Source organism: Klebsiella sp. PK01 (assembly GCF_057624675.1).
Map to the genome: position 1 here is coordinate 519,573 of NZ_JBYEZM010000004.1, position 17,946 is coordinate 537,518.

Annotated in this window: 19 protein-coding genes and 7 tRNA genes; 24 read left to right on the top strand and 2 right to left on the bottom strand. The window is 54.2% G+C overall.

Annotated elements, in window-relative coordinates; all coding sequences use genetic code 11:
• The first annotated feature begins 9 nt into the window (after positions 1–9).
• The 23 genes from sucC (at position 10) to pnuC (ending at position 15,103) form a co-directional block, all read left to right on the top strand.
• Complete coding sequence (gene sucC / locus AC22LX_RS15675) at positions 10–1,176, top strand: ADP-forming succinate--CoA ligase subunit beta (RefSeq protein ID WP_015367670.1); 1,167 nt, start codon at positions 10–12, stop codon at positions 1,174–1,176.
• Positions 1,176–2,045, top strand: a complete 870-nt coding sequence (gene sucD, locus AC22LX_RS15680; protein ID WP_015367669.1) for a succinate--CoA ligase subunit alpha — start codon at positions 1,176–1,178, stop codon at positions 2,043–2,045. Before sucC ends, sucD begins: the two co-directional genes overlap by 1 nt.
• Before the next feature lie 27 nt (positions 2,046–2,072).
• Positions 2,073–2,234 (top strand): hypothetical protein, encoded by a 162-nt coding sequence (locus AC22LX_RS15685; protein WP_080758832.1) that lies wholly within the window; start codon positions 2,073–2,075, stop codon positions 2,232–2,234.
• Positions 2,235–2,837: 603 nt separating this feature from the next.
• Positions 2,838–4,406 carry a cytochrome ubiquinol oxidase subunit I gene (cydA, locus tag AC22LX_RS15690; RefSeq protein WP_213293153.1) on the top strand — a complete coding sequence of 523 codons (1,569 nt, stop codon included), beginning with the start codon at positions 2,838–2,840 and terminating at the stop codon, positions 4,404–4,406.
• Positions 4,407–4,421: 15 nt separating this feature from the next.
• Positions 4,422–5,561, top strand: a complete 1,140-nt coding sequence (gene cydB, locus AC22LX_RS15695) for a cytochrome d ubiquinol oxidase subunit II (protein WP_047049210.1) — start codon at positions 4,422–4,424, stop codon at positions 5,559–5,561.
• A 15-nt stretch (positions 5,562–5,576) separates the two neighbouring features.
• Positions 5,577–5,690 carry a cytochrome bd-I oxidase subunit CydX gene (gene cydX / locus AC22LX_RS15700; protein WP_004100325.1) on the top strand — a complete coding sequence of 38 codons (114 nt, stop codon included), beginning with the start codon at positions 5,577–5,579 and terminating at the stop codon, positions 5,688–5,690.
• On the top strand, positions 5,690–5,980 hold the full coding sequence (ybgE, locus tag AC22LX_RS15705; RefSeq protein ID WP_045393047.1) for a cyd operon protein YbgE: 291 nt from the start codon (positions 5,690–5,692) through the stop codon (positions 5,978–5,980). The genes cydX and ybgE overlap by 1 nt, the downstream gene beginning before the upstream one ends.
• Before the next feature lie 160 nt (positions 5,981–6,140).
• The gene (gene ybgC / locus AC22LX_RS15710; RefSeq protein WP_487334081.1) at positions 6,141–6,545 is read left to right on the top strand and encodes a tol-pal system-associated acyl-CoA thioesterase; all 405 of its coding nucleotides are present in this window, start codon (positions 6,141–6,143) and stop codon (positions 6,543–6,545) included.
• The gene (gene tolQ, locus AC22LX_RS15715) at positions 6,542–7,234 is read left to right on the top strand and encodes a Tol-Pal system protein TolQ (RefSeq protein ID WP_015704769.1); all 693 of its coding nucleotides are present in this window, start codon (positions 6,542–6,544) and stop codon (positions 7,232–7,234) included. Before ybgC ends, tolQ begins: the two co-directional genes overlap by 4 nt.
• A 3-nt stretch (positions 7,235–7,237) precedes the next feature.
• The gene (gene tolR, locus AC22LX_RS15720; RefSeq protein WP_015367661.1) at positions 7,238–7,666 is read left to right on the top strand and encodes a colicin uptake protein TolR; all 429 of its coding nucleotides are present in this window, start codon (positions 7,238–7,240) and stop codon (positions 7,664–7,666) included.
• A gap of 90 nt (positions 7,667–7,756) precedes the next feature.
• Positions 7,757–9,076: a cell envelope integrity protein TolA gene (tolA, locus tag AC22LX_RS15725; protein ID WP_047049207.1), complete on the top strand. Its 1,320-nt coding sequence runs from the start codon at positions 7,757–7,759 to the stop codon at positions 9,074–9,076.
• Positions 9,077–9,206: 130 nt separating this feature from the next.
• The gene (gene tolB / locus AC22LX_RS15730) at positions 9,207–10,499 is read left to right on the top strand and encodes a Tol-Pal system beta propeller repeat protein TolB (protein ID WP_015367659.1); all 1,293 of its coding nucleotides are present in this window, start codon (positions 9,207–9,209) and stop codon (positions 10,497–10,499) included.
• 34 nt (positions 10,500–10,533) lie between these two features.
• Complete coding sequence (gene pal, locus AC22LX_RS15735; RefSeq protein ID WP_002895068.1) at positions 10,534–11,058, top strand: peptidoglycan-associated lipoprotein Pal; 525 nt, start codon at positions 10,534–10,536, stop codon at positions 11,056–11,058.
• Positions 11,059–11,067: 9 nt separating this feature from the next.
• Entirely contained in the window at positions 11,068–11,871 is an 804-nt protein-coding gene (gene cpoB / locus AC22LX_RS15740) for a cell division protein CpoB (RefSeq protein WP_045398365.1), read from the top strand.
• Positions 11,872–12,032: 161 nt separating this feature from the next.
• Positions 12,033–12,108 (top strand) — tRNA-Lys (locus AC22LX_RS15745).
• Between the two features lie 36 nt (positions 12,109–12,144).
• Positions 12,145–12,220 (top strand) — tRNA-Val (locus tag AC22LX_RS15750).
• Between the two features lie 2 nt (positions 12,221–12,222).
• A tRNA-Lys gene (locus AC22LX_RS15755) sits at positions 12,223–12,298 on the top strand.
• 150 nt (positions 12,299–12,448) lie between these two features.
• A tRNA-Val gene (locus AC22LX_RS15760) sits at positions 12,449–12,524 on the top strand.
• A 3-nt stretch (positions 12,525–12,527) separates the two neighbouring features.
• Positions 12,528–12,603, top strand: a tRNA-Lys gene (locus tag AC22LX_RS15765).
• A gap of 47 nt (positions 12,604–12,650) precedes the next feature.
• Positions 12,651–12,726: transfer RNA gene (locus AC22LX_RS15770), tRNA-Lys, on the top strand.
• 132 nt (positions 12,727–12,858) lie between these two features.
• Positions 12,859–12,934, top strand: a tRNA-Lys gene (locus tag AC22LX_RS15775).
• A gap of 370 nt (positions 12,935–13,304) precedes the next feature.
• Positions 13,305–14,348, top strand: a complete 1,044-nt coding sequence (gene nadA / locus AC22LX_RS15780; RefSeq protein ID WP_047065013.1) for a quinolinate synthase NadA — start codon at positions 13,305–13,307, stop codon at positions 14,346–14,348.
• Positions 14,349–14,383: 35 nt separating this feature from the next.
• On the top strand, positions 14,384–15,103 hold the full coding sequence (pnuC, locus tag AC22LX_RS15785) for a nicotinamide riboside transporter PnuC (protein ID WP_015367656.1): 720 nt from the start codon (positions 14,384–14,386) through the stop codon (positions 15,101–15,103).
• Here the strand turns inward: pnuC and zitB are convergent.
• Both zitB and AC22LX_RS15795 read right to left on the bottom strand, forming a co-directional pair.
• Positions 15,100–16,038, bottom strand: a complete 939-nt coding sequence (zitB, locus tag AC22LX_RS15790; protein ID WP_015367655.1) for a CDF family zinc transporter ZitB — start codon at positions 16,036–16,038, stop codon at positions 15,100–15,102. The two genes, pnuC and zitB, sit on opposite strands and share 4 nt — an antisense overlap.
• 114 nt (positions 16,039–16,152) lie before the next feature.
• Positions 16,153–16,524, bottom strand: coding sequence for a YbgS-like family protein (locus AC22LX_RS15795; RefSeq protein ID WP_015367654.1), 372 nt, complete (start codon positions 16,522–16,524; stop codon positions 16,153–16,155).
• Between the two features lie 315 nt (positions 16,525–16,839).
• On the opposite strand from AC22LX_RS15795, the gene aroG reads away from it, so the two are divergent.
• A complete protein-coding gene (gene aroG / locus AC22LX_RS15800) occupies positions 16,840–17,892 on the top strand; it encodes a 3-deoxy-7-phosphoheptulonate synthase AroG (protein ID WP_015367653.1) in 1,053 nt (350 codons plus the stop codon).
• Positions 17,893–17,946 lie beyond the last annotated feature (54 nt).

Genomic DNA, 17,946 nt, shown 5'->3' on the forward strand with positions numbered 1-17,946 from the left:
ACTGAACACATGAACTTACATGAATATCAGGCAAAACAACTTTTTGCCCGCTATGGCTTACCGGCGCCGGTGGGTTATGCCTGTACTACTCCGCGTGAAGCAGAAGAAGCCGCTTCAAAAATCGGCGCGGGTCCGTGGGTAGTGAAATGTCAGGTTCACGCTGGTGGCCGCGGTAAAGCGGGCGGTGTGAAAGTAGTTAAGAGCAAAGAAGAGATTCGCGCTTTTGCTGAGCATTGGCTGGGCAAACGCCTGGTGACTTACCAAACAGATGCTAACGGCCAGCCGGTAAACCAGATTCTGGTTGAAGCGGCGACCGACATTGATAAAGAGCTGTATCTGGGCGCGGTTGTTGACCGTAGCTCCCGTCGCGTGGTGTTCATGGCGTCTACCGAAGGCGGCGTGGAAATCGAAAAAGTGGCGGAAGAAACCCCGCACCTGATCCACAAGATCGCTATCGATCCGCTGGCGGGCCCGATGCCTTACCAGGGTCGTGAACTGGCGTTCAAACTGGGTCTGGAAGGTAAACAGGTTCAGCAGTTCACCAAGATCTTCATGGGTCTGGCGACCATCTTCCTGGAGCGCGACCTGGCGCTGATCGAAATCAACCCGCTGGTTATCACCAAGCAGGGCGACCTGATCTGCCTCGACGGCAAACTGGGCGCTGACGGCAACGCGCTGTTCCGCCAGCCGGATCTGCGTGAAATGCGCGACCAGTCTCAAGAAGATCCGCGCGAAGCTCAGGCGGCGCAGTGGGAACTGAACTACGTTGCTCTCGACGGCAACATCGGTTGCATGGTTAACGGCGCAGGCCTGGCGATGGGCACCATGGACATCGTTAAGCTGCACGGCGGCGAACCGGCTAACTTCCTCGACGTTGGCGGCGGCGCCACCAAAGAGCGCGTAACCGAAGCGTTCAAAATCATCCTCTCTGACGACAACGTTAAAGCGGTTCTGGTTAACATCTTCGGCGGTATCGTACGTTGCGACCTGATCGCTGACGGCATCATCGGCGCGGTTGAAGAAGTGGGTGTTAACGTACCGGTTGTTGTACGTCTCGAAGGTAACAACGCCGAACTGGGCGCGAAAAAACTGGCTGACAGCGGCCTGAATATTATTGCAGCGAAAAGTCTGACGGACGCAGCACAGCAGGTTGTTGCCGCAGTGGAGGGGAAATAATGTCAGTTTTAATTAATAAAGACACCAAGGTTATCTGCCAGGGCTTTACCGGTAGCCAGGGTACATTCCACTCTGAACAAGCGATCGCTTACGGCACTCAGATGGTTGGCGGCGTAACGCCAGGTAAAGGCGGCACCACTCACCTGGGCCTGCCGGTATTTAACACCGTGCGTGAAGCCGTTGAAGCCACCGGCGCGACTGCGACCGTCATCTACGTTCCGGCGCCGTTCTGCAAAGACTCCATTCTGGAAGCTATCGACGCGGGCATTAAGCTGATTATCACCATCACTGAAGGTATCCCGACCCTGGATATGCTGACCGTGAAAGTGAAGCTGGACGAAGCTGGCGTTCGCATGATCGGCCCGAACTGCCCGGGCGTTATCACTCCGGGCGAGTGCAAAATCGGCATCATGCCGGGTCACATCCACAAGCCGGGTAAAGTGGGCATCGTTTCCCGTTCCGGTACCCTGACCTATGAAGCGGTTAAGCAGACCACCGACTATGGCTTCGGCCAGTCTACCTGCGTCGGTATCGGCGGCGACCCGATCCCGGGCTCCAACTTCATCGATATCCTGAAAATGTTCCAGGAAGACCCGCAGACCGAAGCGATCGTCATGATCGGTGAAATCGGCGGCAGCGCGGAAGAAGAAGCGGCAGCTTACATTAAAGAGCACGTGACTAAGCCGGTTGTCGGCTATATCGCGGGCGTTACCGCGCCGAAAGGCAAGCGTATGGGCCACGCAGGCGCCATCATCGCTGGCGGTAAAGGTACTGCTGATGAGAAATTTGCTGCGCTGGAAGCGGCCGGTGTGAAAACCGTTCGCAGCCTGGCGGATATCGGCGAAGCGCTGAAAGCTATCATCAAGTAAACCCTCACTGCTCTCAGGAGCAGACTAATGTCCGATTTCGACATGGTTGGCCACCGTCAGGTGGCCTTTTTTTTGCCTTGTCGTCAGCCGCAGGCGCTCTCTTACGTTAAAAAACGCTATTCTATTGATTTGATGAATATTATTGGGAATAATCACTCGCCGCTTGTCCGGGGGAGGGGAGGTGGTTAATTTTATGTGAAAATAAACAGGAAAACGCAGACGTTATTTTTTTGCATTTCGATTGGGAAAAATAGTGTGACCGGTCTAACATTATTAGGATCGCATCATTTCTTGCCTTAAATTGGTTAAAGTTAAAATTATATTACCTATAATTCTCATTTCCCCCTTTTTAGTAACCGCTAGCGGCAGACTTTAAACACATTTTTAACATCAATTTCACCGTTATTCTTTATTGCGCCACATAATTAACATAAGAAGAAAAAATTGATTTATATCAATGCTTAATCCTTGGAAAAAATCACCAAAAAACGTTAAATTGTCGCAAATCAAATTGGCCTATTCCGGGCATTTTCGCTATATATTGATCACCGTCGAAAAATGTAAAGCTGGAACAATAAAATCCTATTTATTGTAAGGTTATTGCGGCGTAATATATTAGAGAATCATTTGGTTTTTTCGTTAACGTATTTGTAACCTTTGCGAGGGCGCTGTTTCATCGCCAGATGAGCAGTAACGTACCAGGGAGCAAATAATTTTGTATTGGGGCATGCGTATGAACCTGAATTATTGGGTTCGTTCTCGGAGTCTTCATGCGATGAGCAAGGAGTCATGATGTTAGATATAGTCGAACTGTCGCGCTTACAGTTTGCCTTGACCGCGATGTACCACTTCCTTTTTGTGCCGCTAACGCTCGGTATGGCGTTCCTGCTGGCCATCATGGAAACGGTCTACGTCCTTTCCGGCAAACAGATTTATAAAGATATGACCAAGTTCTGGGGCAAGTTGTTTGGTATCAACTTCGCTCTGGGTGTCGCAACCGGTTTGACCATGGAGTTCCAGTTCGGGACTAACTGGTCTTACTATTCTCACTATGTGGGCGATATCTTCGGTGCGCCGCTGGCCATTGAAGGTCTGATGGCCTTCTTCCTCGAATCTACCTTTGTAGGTCTGTTCTTCTTCGGTTGGGATCGTCTGGGCAAAGTTCAGCACATGGCGGTGACCTGGCTGGTCGCTCTGGGGTCTAACCTCTCCGCGCTGTGGATCCTGGTGGCCAACGGCTGGATGCAGAACCCGATCGCATCGGATTTCAACTTTGAAACCATGCGTATGGAGATGGTCAGCTTCTCCGAGCTGGTCCTGAACCCGGTTGCTCAGGTTAAATTCGTCCACACCGTGGCTTCCGGCTATGTGACTGGCGCGATGTTCATCCTTGCCATCAGCTCCTGGTACATGCTTAAAGGCCGTGATTTCGCCTTTGCTAAACGCTCCTTCGCGATTGCTGCAAGCTTTGGTATGGCCGCTATCCTCTCCGTTATCGTCCTCGGCGATGAGTCCGGTTACGAAATGGGTGACGTGCAGAAAACCAAACTGGCGGCGATTGAAGCGGAATGGGAAACTCAGCCGGCTCCGGCTGCCTTTACCCTATTTGGTATTCCCGACCAGGAAGCGCAAACCAACCACTTCTCCATCCAGATCCCATACGCGCTGGGTATCATCGCTACCCGCTCGGTGGATAAGCCGGTTATCGGCCTGAAAGATCTGATGGCGCAGCATGAAGAGCGTATTCGTAACGGGATGAAAGCCTATGCGCTGCTGGAACAGCTGCGCGCCGGTTCGACTGACCAGGCGGTTCGCGATCGGTTCAATAACGTTAAGAAAGACCTCGGTTATGGTCTGCTGCTCAAGCGCTATACCCCGAACGTCGCTGACGCCACGGAAGAGCAGATCGCCAAAGCGACCAAAGACTCTATTCCGAGCGTAGCGCCGTTGTACTTCGCCTTCCGTATCATGGTGGCGTGCGGCGTACTGATGCTGTTGATTATCGGCGCCTCTTTCTGGACCGTGATTCGCAACCGTATTGGCGAGAAAAAATGGCTGCTGCGCGCCGCGTTCTTCGGCCTGCCGCTGCCGTGGATTGCCGTTGAAGCGGGCTGGTTTGTTGCCGAGTATGGCCGTCAGCCGTGGGCGATTGGTGAAGTGCTGCCAACCGCGGTGGCGAACTCGTCGCTGACCGCAGGCGATCTGATCTTCTCGATGTTGCTGATCTGCGGTCTGTATACGCTGTTCCTGGTGGCTGAACTGTTCCTCATGTTCAAGTTTGCCCGCAAAGGACCGAGCAGCCTGAAAACGGGTCGCTATCACTTTGAACAGTCCTCCGCGGCTATTCAGTCGGCACGCTAAGACAGGAGTCGTCAAATGATCGATTATGAAGTATTGCGTTTAATCTGGTGGCTACTGATCGGCGTTCTGCTGATTGGCTTCGCCGTCGCCGACGGTTTCGACATGGGGGTGGGCATGCTCACCCGTTTCCTCGGTCGTAATGACACCGAGCGTCGAATCATGATCAACTCCATCGCCCCGCACTGGGACGGAAACCAGGTGTGGCTCATCACCGCCGGCGGCGCGCTGTTTGCTGCCTGGCCGATGGTGTACGCCGCCGCGTTCTCCGGCTTCTATGTGGCGATGATTCTGGTGCTGGCATCTTTATTCTTCCGTCCGGTGGGCTTTGACTACCGTTCTAAGATTGAAGATACCCGCTGGCGTAACATGTGGGACTGGGGCATCTTCGTGGGGAGCTTTGTGCCGCCGCTGGTAATCGGCGTGGCTTTCGGCAACCTGCTGCAGGGTGTACCGTTCCATATCGATGAGTATCTGCGTCTGTACTACACCGGCAACTTCTTCCAGCTGCTGAACCCGTTTGGTCTGCTGGCCGGTATCGTCAGCGTGGCGATGATCCTGACGCAGGGCGCGACCTACCTGCAGATGCGTACCGTAGGCGAACTGCACCTGCGCACCCGCACCGTCTCCACGGTGGCGGCGCTGGTGACGCTGGTCTGCTTCGCGCTGGCGGGCGTTTGGGTCTACTACGGCATCGACGGCTACGTGGTGAAATCGGTGCTGGATCATACCGGCCCGTCTAACCCGCTGACCAAAGAAGTGGCGCGTGAAGCCGGCGCGTGGATGGTGAACTTTAACAACATGCCAGCGCTGTGGGCCATTCCTGCCCTGGGCGTGGTGCTGCCGCTGCTGACCGTCGCGTCAACAAAAGCAGATAAAGGCGCCATGGCGTTCCTGTTCTCCTCGCTGACGCTGGCCTGCATCATCCTGACCGCGGGTATCGCGATGTTCCCGTTCATCATGCCGTCCAGCACGATGCTGAATGCGAGCCTGACGATGTGGGATGCAACCTCCAGCCAGCTGACGCTGAATGTGATGACCTACGTGGCTATCGTGTTTGTGCCGATTATCCTCGGCTACACCACCTGGTGTTACTGGAAGATGTTTGGCCGCATTACCCGCGAAGACATCGAAAAGAACACCCACTCGCTGTACTAAGGTAAGGAGCTATATATGTGGTACTTCGCATGGATTTTGGGAACGCTGCTTGCCTGTGCCTTTGGGGTGATTACCGCGCTGGCGCTTGAGCACGTGGAAGCTACCAAAGCAGGTAAAGAAGAGCATTGATGAAAATTATCGCGACCCTTTACGCGATAATGGACAAGCGCCCGTTAAGGGCGCTTTCCTTATTAATGGCGCTGCTGCTGGCAGGCTGCATCTTCTGGGATCCGTCGCGCTTTGCGGCGAAGACCAGCGAGCTTGAAATCTGGCATGGTTTCTTGCTGATGTGGGCGGTGTGCGCCGGCGTCATTCACGGTGTGGGCTTTCGTCCGAAGGCCGTGCACTGGCAGGGGATTTTTTGTCCGCTTATCGCTGATATCGTTCTCTTCGCAGGCCTGATCTTTTTCTTCTTTTGAAAGATAAGAGTATAAGAGAAGTCTGTTAACCGCATGGGCTTGCATAAGCCCATAAAAATTTACTCGCCGTTTACTTTCTCCCATTCCAAACCACGATTCCCGCGCGTATAGTAGCGAAGTTTGAAAGCACTACTCTTTTTTTGCATTACCGGGATGTAAAGTGAATACAACGCTGTTTCGATGGCCGGTCCGGGTCTACTACGAAGATACCGATGCCGGTGGTGTGGTTTACCACGCCAGTTACGTCGCTTTTTATGAAAGAGCACGCACAGAGATGCTGCGCCACCATCACTTCAGTCAGCAGATTCTGTTGGCTGAACGAGTTGCCTTTGTCGTTCGCAAAATGACGCTGGAGTATTTTGCGCCCGCCAGACTCGACGACATGCTCGAAATCCAGACGGAAATTACCTCGATGCGAGGCACCTCTTTGGTTTTCACGCAGCGAATCGTCAACGCCGAGAATACAGTTTTGAACGAAGCTGAAGTTCTCATTGTGTGCGTTGATCCACTCTTAATGAAGCCTCGTGCGCTTCCCAAGTCTATTGTCGCGGAGTTTAAGCAGTGACTGACATGAATATCCTTGATTTGTTCCTGAAGGCGAGCCTTCTGGTTAAACTTATCATGTTGATTTTGATTGGTTTTTCTATCGCTTCCTGGGCTATTATTATTCAGAGAACGCGTATCCTCAATTCCGCCAGCCGCGAAGCCGAAGCGTTTGAAGATAAGTTCTGGTCCGGCATTGAACTGTCTCGCCTGTACCAGGAGAGCCAGGGCCGTCGCGATAGCCTCGCCGGTTCCGAGCAGATTTTTTACAGCGGCTTTAAAGAGTTCGCGCGTCTGCATCGTGCCAACAGCCATGCGCCGGAAGCGATTGTCGAAGGGGCGTCGCGCGCGATGCGTATCTCGATGAACCGCGAACTGGAAACGCTGGAAACGCATATTCCGTTCCTTGGCACCGTGGGTTCCATCAGTCCGTATATTGGCCTGTTCGGTACCGTCTGGGGGATCATGCACGCCTTTATCGCCCTCGGCGCGGTGAAGCAGGCGACGCTGCAGATGGTTGCGCCGGGGATCGCGGAAGCGCTGATCGCCACGGCAATCGGTCTTTTCGCCGCCATCCCGGCGGTTATGGCCTACAACCGTTTGAACCAGCGCGTGAACAAACTTGAACTGAACTACGACAACTTTATGGAAGAGTTCACCGCCATTCTGCACCGTCAGGCGTTTACCAGCAGCGAAAGCAATAAGGGGTAAGCCATGGCCAGAGCACGTGGACGCGGACGTCGCGAACTGAAGTCCGAGATTAACATCGTTCCGCTGCTGGATGTCCTGTTGGTGCTGTTGCTGATCTTCATGGCGACAGCGCCGATCATTACGCAGAGCGTGGAAGTCGATCTGCCGGACGCCACGGAGTCGCAAGCGGTGAAAAGCAACGATGAACCACCGGTTATCGTTGAAGTCTCCGGAGTAGGGCAGTACAGCGTGAAAGTCGGTCAGGAAACGTTGTCCCAACTGCCGCCGGAGCAGGTCATTGCTGAAGCGAAGCGCCGACTCGAAGCGAATGAGAAGACGGTGTTCCTTATCGGCGGCGCGAAAGATGTGCCTTACGATGAAATTATTAAAGCGCTTAACCTGTTGCATAGCGCAGGGGTTAAATCGGTTGGCTTAATGACCAAGCCTATTTAATCGGCCCGCGAAGCGAGCGGCGGTGGATATCGTTAGCATTCCGCTGCTGCTTTTAAGCGGCAACAGGCGAACAGTTTTTGGGAACCGATAGTGTCAAAGGCAACCGAACAAAACGATAAGCTTAAACGAGCGATCATAGTTTCAGTGGTGCTGCACATCATTCTGATTGCGCTACTGATCTGGAGTTCGTTCGATGAGCATCTGGATACTTCCGGCGGCGGCGGAGGTTCGTCCATTGATGCGGTGATGGTCGATCCTGGCGCGGTAGTCAACAACTACAACCGCCAGCAACAGCAGCAGTCCAGCGCGCGTCGCGCGGCCGAGCAGCGTGAAAAGCAGGCTCAGCAGCAGGCCGAGGAACTGCGGGAAAAACAGGCTGCCGAGCAGGAACGCCTGAAGCAAATGGAACAAGAACGTCTGCAGGCGCAGGAAGCGGCGAAAGAAGCGAAAGAACAGCAGAAACAGGCTGAAGAGGCCGCAGCCAAGGCTGCCGCCGCGGCAAAAGCGAAAGCGGATGCCCAGGCGAAAGAGGCGCAGGAAGCTGCCGCCAAAGCCGCCGCCGATGCCAAAGCTAAGGCCGATGCTCAGGCGAAAGTCGCGGAAGCGGCTGCCGCTAAGGCGGCAGCCAAAGCAGCCGCTGACGCCAAGAAACAGGCGGAAGCCGAAGCGGCGAAAGCCGCCGCGGATGCGCAGAAGAAAGCCGAAGCGGAAGCGGCGAAAAAAGCTCAGCAGGATGCAGAGAAGAAAGCGCAGCAGCAGGCCGAGAAGAAAGCCCAGCAGGAAGCGGCGAAACAGGCTGCGGCAGAAAAGGCCGCCGCTGAAAAAGCCGCTGCCCAGAAAGCTGCCGCGGAAAAAGCTGCAGCCGAGAAGGCCGCTGCTGAAAAAGCCGCAGCTGCCGAAAAAGCCGCTGCCGCCAAAGCAGCCGCCGCAGAAAAAGCGGCGGCTGATAAAGCGGCCAAGGCCGCAGCCGCGAAGGCCGCCGCGGCCAAGAAAGCCGCTGCAGCTAAAGAAGCAAGCGGTGTTGACGATCTGCTCGGTGACCTGAGCTCAGGTAAGAATGCGCCGAAAACTGGCGGTGGAGCTAAAGGCAATGGCCAGCCATCGAAAGATAGCGGCGCCTCTGGCGCCAACGGTGGGGCTACGGGCGCTGATATCAGCGCATACGCAAAGCAAATACAAATGGCTATTCAAAGCCGCCTGTATGATGCCAGCCTCTATCAAGGCAAGCGTTGCGTGTTGCATATCAATCTTAGGCCTGACGGTACATTGAAGGATATCACCTCTGAAGGAGGCGACCCTGCGCTGTGTCAGGCGGCATTAACGGCAGCACGTACTGCGAGTATTCCTAAACCGCCAAGTCAGGCTGTTTATGAGAAAATAAAAAATGCCACACTAGACTTTAAACTGTAATCGTTTTTCCCCGTGCAAGCGGGGAAAAACAATCTATGGTAGTCACAGGGTTTTGGTAGTTTTGTGTATTTGGGTTTGTTAACATTCTGCTAAATTATCGTGGGCTTTCCGCCCGGATAAGGGAGATATGATGAAGCAGGCATTACGAGTAGCATTTGGTTTTTTGATGCTGTGGGCGGCGGTGCTGCACGCAGAAGTACGCATCGAGATCACCCAGGGGGTGGACTCGGCGCGCCCCATCGGTGTGGTGCCATTCCAGTGGGCTGGCCCGGGCGCTGCGCCTGAAGATATTGGCGGCGTGGTAGCGGCTGACCTGCGTAACAGCGGCAAGTTTAATCCGCTGGATCGCTCGCGCCTGCCTCAGCAGCCGGGTAGCGCTCAGGAAGTGCAGCCTGCGGCATGGTCTGCGCTGGGCGTTGACGCCGTGGTCGTAGGCCAGGTGACGCCGAACCCTGACGGTTCTTACCAGGTTGCCTATCAGCTGGTGGATACCGGCGGTGCGCCGGGTACCATCCTGTCGCAAGGCTCTTTCAAAGTGACCAAGCAGTACCTGCGTTATGCCGGACATACTGCCAGCGACGCGGTATTCGAAAAGCTGACCGGGATTAAAGGCGCTTTCCGTACCCGTATCGCTTACGTGGTTCGCACCAACGGCGGCCAGTTCCCGTATGAGCTGCGCGTTTCTGACTACGATGGCTACAACCAGTTCCTGGTTCACCGTTCATCGCAGCCGCTGATGTCGCCGGCATGGTCTCCGGACGGTTCTAAACTGGCCTATGTGACCTTCGAAAGCGGCCGTTCTGCGCTGGTAGTCCAGACGCTGGCGAATGGCGCAGTCCGTCAGATTGCTTCCTTCCCGCAGCACAACGGCGCGCCGGCCTTCTCGCCGGATGGCAGCAAACTGGCATTCGCACTGTCGAAAACCGGTAGCCTGAACCTGTACGTGATGGACCTCGGCTCCGGCCAGATTCGTCAGGTGACTAACGGTCGCAGCAATAACACCGAACCGAGCTGGTTCCCGGATAGCCAGAACCTGGCATTTACTTCCGACCAGGCTGGCCGTCCTCAGGTGTATAAAGTCAACATCAACGGCGGTACGCCGCAGCGTATTACCTGGGAAGGTTCGCAGAACCAGGATGCTGACGTCAGCGCTGATGGTAAAATTATGGTAATGGTAAGCTCGGCCAACGGTCAGCAACACATTGCTAAGCAAGATCTGGAAGCGGGTGGTGTGCAGGTTCTGTCATCAACGTTTTTAGATGAAACGCCAAGTCTGGCACCTAACGGCACTATGGTAATCTACAGCTCTTCTCAGGGGATGGGATCCGTGCTGAATCTGGTTTCTACAGATGGGCGTTTCAAAGCGCGTCTTCCGGCAACTGATGGACAGGTAAAATTCCCTGCCTGGTCGCCGTATCTGTGATAATAAATAATTGATTATTAAAGGAATCAAAGAAATGCAACTGAACAAAGTGCTGAAAGGGCTGATGATCGCTCTGCCGGTTATGGCAATCGCGGCGTGTTCTTCCAACAAGAACGCCAGCAACGACCAGAGCGGTGAAGGCATGCTGGGTGCCGGCACTGGTATGGACGCTAACGGTAACGGCGGCAACATGTCTTCCGAAGAGCAAGCGCGTCTGCAGATGCAGCAGCTGCAGCAGAACAACATCGTTTACTTCGATCTGGACAAGTACGATATCCGTTCTGACTTCGCTGCAATGCTGGATGCGCACGCTAACTTCCTGCGTAGCAACCCGTCCTACAAAGTGACCGTAGAAGGTCACGCGGATGAGCGCGGTACTCCGGAATACAACATCGCTCTGGGTGAGCGTCGTGCTAACGCCGTTAAGATGTATCTGCAGGGCAAAGGTGTTTCTGCTGACCAGATTTCCATCGTTTCTTACGGTAAAGAAAAACCTGCAGTACTGGGTCATGACGAAGCGGCATATGCCAAAAACCGTCGCGCCGTACTGGTTTACTAAGAGAATTGCATGAGCAGTAACTTCAGACATCATTTATTGAGTCTGTCGTTACTGGTTGGCATAGCGGCCCCCTGGGCCGCTTTTGCTCAGGCGCCAATCAGTAGTGTCGGCTCAGGCTCGGTCGAAGACCGCGTCACTCAACTTGAGCGTATTTCCAATGCTCACAGCCAGCTTTTAACCCAACTCCAGCAACAACTCTCCGATAACCAAAGCGATATTGATTCCCTGCGCGGTCAGATTCAGGAAAATCAGTATCAGCTCAATCAGATTGTCGAACGCCAGAAGCAGATTCTGCAACAGATCGACGGGCTGACGAGCGGTGGCGGAGCAGCTGCGGCAGGCGCGCAGACGCAGGCTCCATCGTCTTCTGGCGATCAGAGTTCGGCTGCCGCCAGTACAGCGCCGGCGGCCTCTTCTGGGGCGCCTGCGATGACCGGGGATGCCAACACCGATTACAACGCGGCTATTGCGCTGGTTAAAGATTCGTCCCGCCAGGATGACGCGATGGTGGCGTTTCAGAACTTCGTCAAGAAGTACCCGGATTCAACTTATCAACCGAACGCCAACTACTGGCTCGGACAGTTGAACTACAATAAGGGGAAAAAAGACGATGCGGCATACTATTTTGCCTCAGTGGTGAAAAACTATCCGAAATCCCCGAAAGCGCCGGATGCGATGTTTAAAGTCGGCGTCATCATGCAGGACAAAGGCGACACCGCGAAAGCGAAAGCGGTTTACCAGCAGGTGGTCAGCAAATTCCCTGGCACCGATGGTGCGAAACAAGCGCAAAAACGTCTTAACGCCCTGGGTTGATTATGGCATGACCAGAAATCGCGTTATTTCTGGTCTTGTCGCGCGAATCCCAAGCAGTTAAGTGATCTTTATCGAAATTTTAGTTGCGCTGAAATCTGAAATCAGTAATATATGCCGCCGTTGCCAAGGGATATCGAACAAGCCCAAAGCGACGCCAGAGTGGGTCGTTAGCTCAGTTGGTAGAGCAGTTGACTTTTAATCAATTGGTCGCAGGTTCGAATCCTGCACGACCCACCACTAATTAGTTTTAATTGTAGTATCCAGCGTAGTATCGGGTGATTAGCTCAGCTGGGAGAGCACCTCCCTTACAAGGAGGGGGTCGGCGGTTCGATCCCGTCATCACCCACCACCGGGTCGTTAGCTCAGTTGGTAGAGCAGTTGACTTTTAATCAATTGGTCGCAGGTTCGAATCCTGCACGACCCACCATCTTTAGCATCGAACTTCGGTGTTAAACGTGAAGGATAACGTTGTTTCAGCAACGGCCCGTAGGGCGAGCGAAGCGAGTCATCCTGCACGACCCACCATCTTAATGATGGGGTCGGTGGAAGCAGTATCGGTAGTATCCAGCGCAGTTTCGGGTGATTAGCTCAGCTGGGAGAGCACCTCCCTTACAAGGAGGGGGTCGGCGGTTCGATCCCGTCATCACCCACCACTCGGGTCGTTAGCTCAGTTGGTAGAGCAGTTGACTTTTAATCAATTGGTCGCAGGTTCGAATCCTGCACGACCCACCATCTAAAATGATGGTGCCGAGTACAAAATCTTTCAGGTAACACCCTTAGGGTCGTTAGCTCAGTTGGTAGAGCAGTTGACTTTTAATCAATTGGTCGCAGGTTCGAATCCTGCACGACCCACCAATCTTTAACGGTGGTTTCTGGTAGAACGTGAAGGATAACGTTGCGATAGCAACGGCCCGAAGGGCGAGGCAAAGCCGAGTCATCCTGCACGACGCACCATCCTGAATGATTACAGCAGTAAAATCCCGCAAGGGGTCGTTAGCTCAGTTGGTAGAGCAGTTGACTTTTAATCAATTGGTCGCAGGTTCGAATCCTGCACGACCCACCATTCAACATTGAACTTTGATGTTGAACGTGAAGGATAACGTTGCGTCAGCAACGGCCCGTAGGGCGAGGCGAAGCCGAGTCATCCTGCACGACCCACCAATGTAAAAAGGCGCCCTAAAGGCGCCTTTTTGCTATGCGTCATTCTCCACAATCAACTCCATGTTCGCACTACGCTTACCTTGACTCCATAGCGCACGAACCGGTAGCCCGGGAAGATGCGCAGCATCGTCCCCGGGGAATACAAAATTCATCACGACATTTCGCTTGCAATCGGCTATCTTGTTTAGCATATAAAACATAGTGACCGTATTAAGGCGATACATAGCGATATTTACGGTTTCAAAGTTAAGCCAGTAAAACGAGATTGCATGATGAGCGTAATGTTTGATCCTGAAACGGCGATTTATCCTTTCCCGCCAAAACCACAACCGTTGAACCGTGACGAAAAAGCGTTTTATCGCGAGAAAATTAAACGCCTGCTGCGTGAACGCGACGCCGTGATGGTGGCGCATTACTACACCGATCCTGAAATTCAGCAACTGGCCGAAGAGACCGGCGGTTGTATTGCCGACTCGCTGGAAATGGCGCGTTTTGGCGCGCGTCACCCGGCCTCCACGCTGCTGGTTGCCGGAGTGCGTTTTATGGGCGAAACGGCCAAAATCCTCAGTCCGGAAAAGACCATTCTGATGCCGACGCTGAATGCGGAATGTTCGCTGGATCTCGGCTGTCCCATTGATGACTTTAACGCGTTTTGCGATGCTCACCCGGATCGCACCGTGGTGGTCTATGCCAATACGTCAGCGGCGGTAAAAGCGCGCGCCGACTGGGTAGTGACTTCCAGCATCGCGGTGGAGTTGATTGAGCATCTCGATAGCCTCGGACAAAAGATACTTTGGGCGCCGGACCGCCACCTTGGCCGCTATGTACAGCGCCAGACCGGGGCCGACGTGCTGTGCTGGCAGGGCGCCTGCATCGTCCATGATGAATTCAAAACCCAGGCGCTGGCGCGCATGAAGGGGCTCTACCCCGATGCGGCGATCCTGGTGCATCCGGAATCACCGCAGGCGATTGTCGACATGGCGGATGCGGTAGGATCAACCAGCCAATTAATTGCCGCGGCGAAAAGCCTGCCGCAGCGCCAGCTTATCGTGGCCACCGATCGCGGGATCTTCTATAAAATGCAGCAGGCGGTACCGGAAAAAGAGCTGCTGGAAGCGCCTACGGCAGGTGAGGGCGCAACCTGTCGCAGCTGCGCCCATTGTCCGTGGATGGCGATGAACGGCCTGAAAGCGATTGCGGAAGGGTTAGAGCAGGGCGGCGTTGAACACGAAATTCACGTTGACGCCAAACTGCGTGCCGGGGCATTAATTCCGCTTAACCGTATGCTGGAATTTGCGGCTACACTACGGGGATAACTCATTACCGCGTCGCGTTACGCTTAGGGGATAAAATGGATTTTTTCAGTACGCAGAATATTTTAGTGCATATACCGATCGGCGCCGGCGGCTACGATCTGTCGTGGATTGAGGCGGTGGGGACCATCGCCGGCCTGCTGTGCATCTGGCTGGCGAGCCTGGAAAAAATCAGCAACTACGCTTTCGGCCTGGTGAACGTAACGCTTTTTGCGATCATCTTCTTCCAGATCCAGCTGTACGCCAGCCTGCTGCTGCAGCTGTTTTTCTTCGCGGCGAACGTTTACGGCTGGTACGCGTGGTCAAGGCAGACCAGCGATAACGAAGCAGAACTGAAAATTCGCTGGCTGCCGCTGCCAAAAGCGCTGGCCTGGCTGGCGGGCTGCGTAGTGGCTATCGGCCTGATGACGGTGTTTATTAACCCGGTATTTGCCTTCCTGACCCGCATCGCCGTCAACCTGATGCAAATGCTCGGGCTACAGGTGGCGATGCCGACGCTGGAACCGGATGCTTTCCCATTCTGGGATTCCTGCATGATGGTGCTGTCGATTGCCGCGATGGTGTTGATGACGCGTAAATACGTGGAGAACTGGCTGCTGTGGGTGATCATCAACGTCATCAGCGTGGTGATTTTCGCTCTGCAGGGCGTGTACGCGATGTCGCTGGAGTATTTGCTGCTCACGTTCATTGCCCTGAACGGTAGCCGGATGTGGATTAACAGCGCGCGTGAGCGAGGTTCTCACGCGCTTTCACGTTAATGGTGATGATGATGTTCATGTCCGGAATGCGCCAGATTCAGGTGGCATTCCGGGCCGCTGCAGGGGCGATACTCCATCTGTACCGTCACATGCTCAATTTCATATTTATGCTCAATAAAATGCTGGATGCTATCAAGTAGCGCATCGTGATCGTGTGGCGGCACGACCTGTACATGTAGCGTCATCACCGGTTTTTCCCCTACCAGCCAGACGTGAACGTGGTGAACGTCGCGGACTTCAGGTATCGAGCGGCGTAGATCGCGGCCTAATGCTTCGACATCCAGCGAGCGCGGCGCCCCTTCCAGCAGCTCATTCATACTCTCCTGCAGCAGCCGCCAGGCGCTACGCAGCACTAAACACGACACCAGCACCGAGAGGATCGGGTCAATCGGCGTCCAGCCGGTCATCAGAATCACGATAGCGGCCACGATGGCGCCGACGGAACCCAACAAATCGCCCAGTACATGTAGCGCCGCCGCGCGAACGTTAAGATTACTTTCGGCGCTGCCGCGGTGCAGGATCCAGAAGGCGAGAATATTGGCCAGTAGTCCGGCGACGGCGATAACCATCATGGTTTTTCCCGCGACAGGCTGCGGATGGTTAAAACGCTGTACCGCTTCCCAGAAGATGAAAATGGTAATGACTACCAGGGCGATGGCGTTGACGAAGGCGGCGAGAGTGGTTAAACGCAGCCAGCCAAAGGTGTGGCGGCTATTTGGCGGCCGGCTGGCGAAGCGTACCGCCAGCAGAGCGAACAGGAGGGCGGCGGAGTCGGTGAGCATATGTCCGGCATCGGCCAGCAGGGCCAGCGAACCGGAAATGACGCCGCCGATGGCCTCAATAATCATAAAACCGGCGGTTACGATAAAAGCCCAAAGCAGCCGGTTGGCGTTACTGTTTTCGCCAGCAGGGGTCGGTGAATGTGCATGCGCCATGATGTCATCCCTTAATAGTTATCATTATTACACTATGACATCTTACCGAAATTCAGCGAACAAAGGGATCAAGGTGAGCACTGCCACCTTGATCCCTTATCTCATCCGTTTCAATTACTGCGAGGTGCCATCCGTTTTGCTGGCATCGTTGTTCATGCCATTGCCGCTTTCCATTTTTTTATCCGTATCCGGACAGCGTCCATCTTTGCACATGCTGTTTTTATGGACCTCGTCGCTCGACATCCCGTCATGATTCATTGTCGAACCATCAGGATGAAGCATGGTGCCGCCGGAGTTAATTTTGTCGTTATCGACATTATTAGGCGCCACGTTTTCACGGGCATCGGGCGCAACCTGTCCGGCATCAGCGGCGGAATTGGCCTGGCCGTTGTTCGATTGCGCGCCGCTATCGGCGGCCAGTGCGGCGCCGCTGGCTAAGCTTAAGGTGGCGGTGAGAAGTAGGGCTGTGAGTTTATTCATATTCATCGGATACTCCTGCTTAGTCGATTTGTTGGCTAAACGCGGCCAACAGAGATGTGCCAGGGATCTGCGGTGCTATGGTTTAACACTCCGCCTTAGCGTGAGGATTTAAAATATAATACTGAAAATAAACATTTAATTGGATGTTGCAGTTAAAAATTGTAGTTGGCTGGCGGGATTTCGCTACTTTATGGCGTATTTTTCCCTAATTCCAGGATTATTCCATCGTCAGTGTAAAATCACGTTTACACTTTTTGACCGAAGAGATAGATTGGAAGGATTGCATTTCATTGTATAAGTATGGCAACGCCTGGAAAGAAGATGAATTATCAGAACGACGATTTACGCATTAAAGAGATCAACGAATTATTACCTCCCGTTGCGCTCCTGGAAAAATTCCCCGCTACCGAAAATGCTGCCAATACCGTTGCACATGCTCGCAAAGCGATCCACAACATCCTCAAAGGCAATGACGATCGTCTGCTGGTGGTAATTGGTCCGTGCTCTATTCACGACCCTGCCGCGGCGAAAGAGTACGCCAGCCGCCTGCTGACGCTGCGTGAAGCGCTCAAAGGCGAGCTGGAAATCGTTATGCGCGTCTATTTTGAAAAACCGCGCACCACCGTCGGTTGGAAGGGGCTAATTAACGATCCGCATATGGATAATAGCTTCCGCATCAACGACGGGCTGCGTATCGCGCGTAAGCTGCTGCTGGAAATCAACGACAGCGGTTTGCCAGCGGCGGGCGAGTTCCTCGACATGATCACCCCGCAATATGTGGCGGACCTGATGAGCTGGGGCGCAATCGGCGCGCGTACCACTGAATCCCAGGTGCACCGTGAACTCTCTTCCGGCCTCTCGTGCCCGGTTGGCTTCAAAAATGGCACCGATGGCACCATCAAGGTCGCTATCGATGCGATCAACGCAGCTGGCGCGCCGCACTGTTTCTTATCGGTAACGAAGTGGGGCCATTCCGCTATTGTGAACACCAGCGGCAACAGCGATTGCCATATCATTCTGCGCGGCGGTAAAGAGCCGAACTATAGCGCTCAGCACGTTGCCGAAGTTAAAGTGGGTCTGGCAAAAGCCGGTCTGCCGGCGCAAATCATGATCGACTTCAGCCACGCTAACTCCAGCAAGCAGTTTAAAAAGCAGATGGAAGTCGGCGCCGACGTGTGCCAGCAGATTGCCGGCGGTGAAAACGCGATTATGGGGGTGATGATTGAAAGCCACCTGGTGGAAGGCAATCAGAGCCTGGAAAGCGGCGAACCGCTGACCTACGGCAAGAGCGTGACCGACGCCTGCATCGGCTGGGAAGATACCGAGACCATCCTGCGCCAGCTGGCGGATGCGGTTAAAGCGCGCCGCGGCTAGCCTGTGCTTTGCCATCGCTGGTTGCCTTCGCGTTGCGCCAGCGATAGCTAAAAA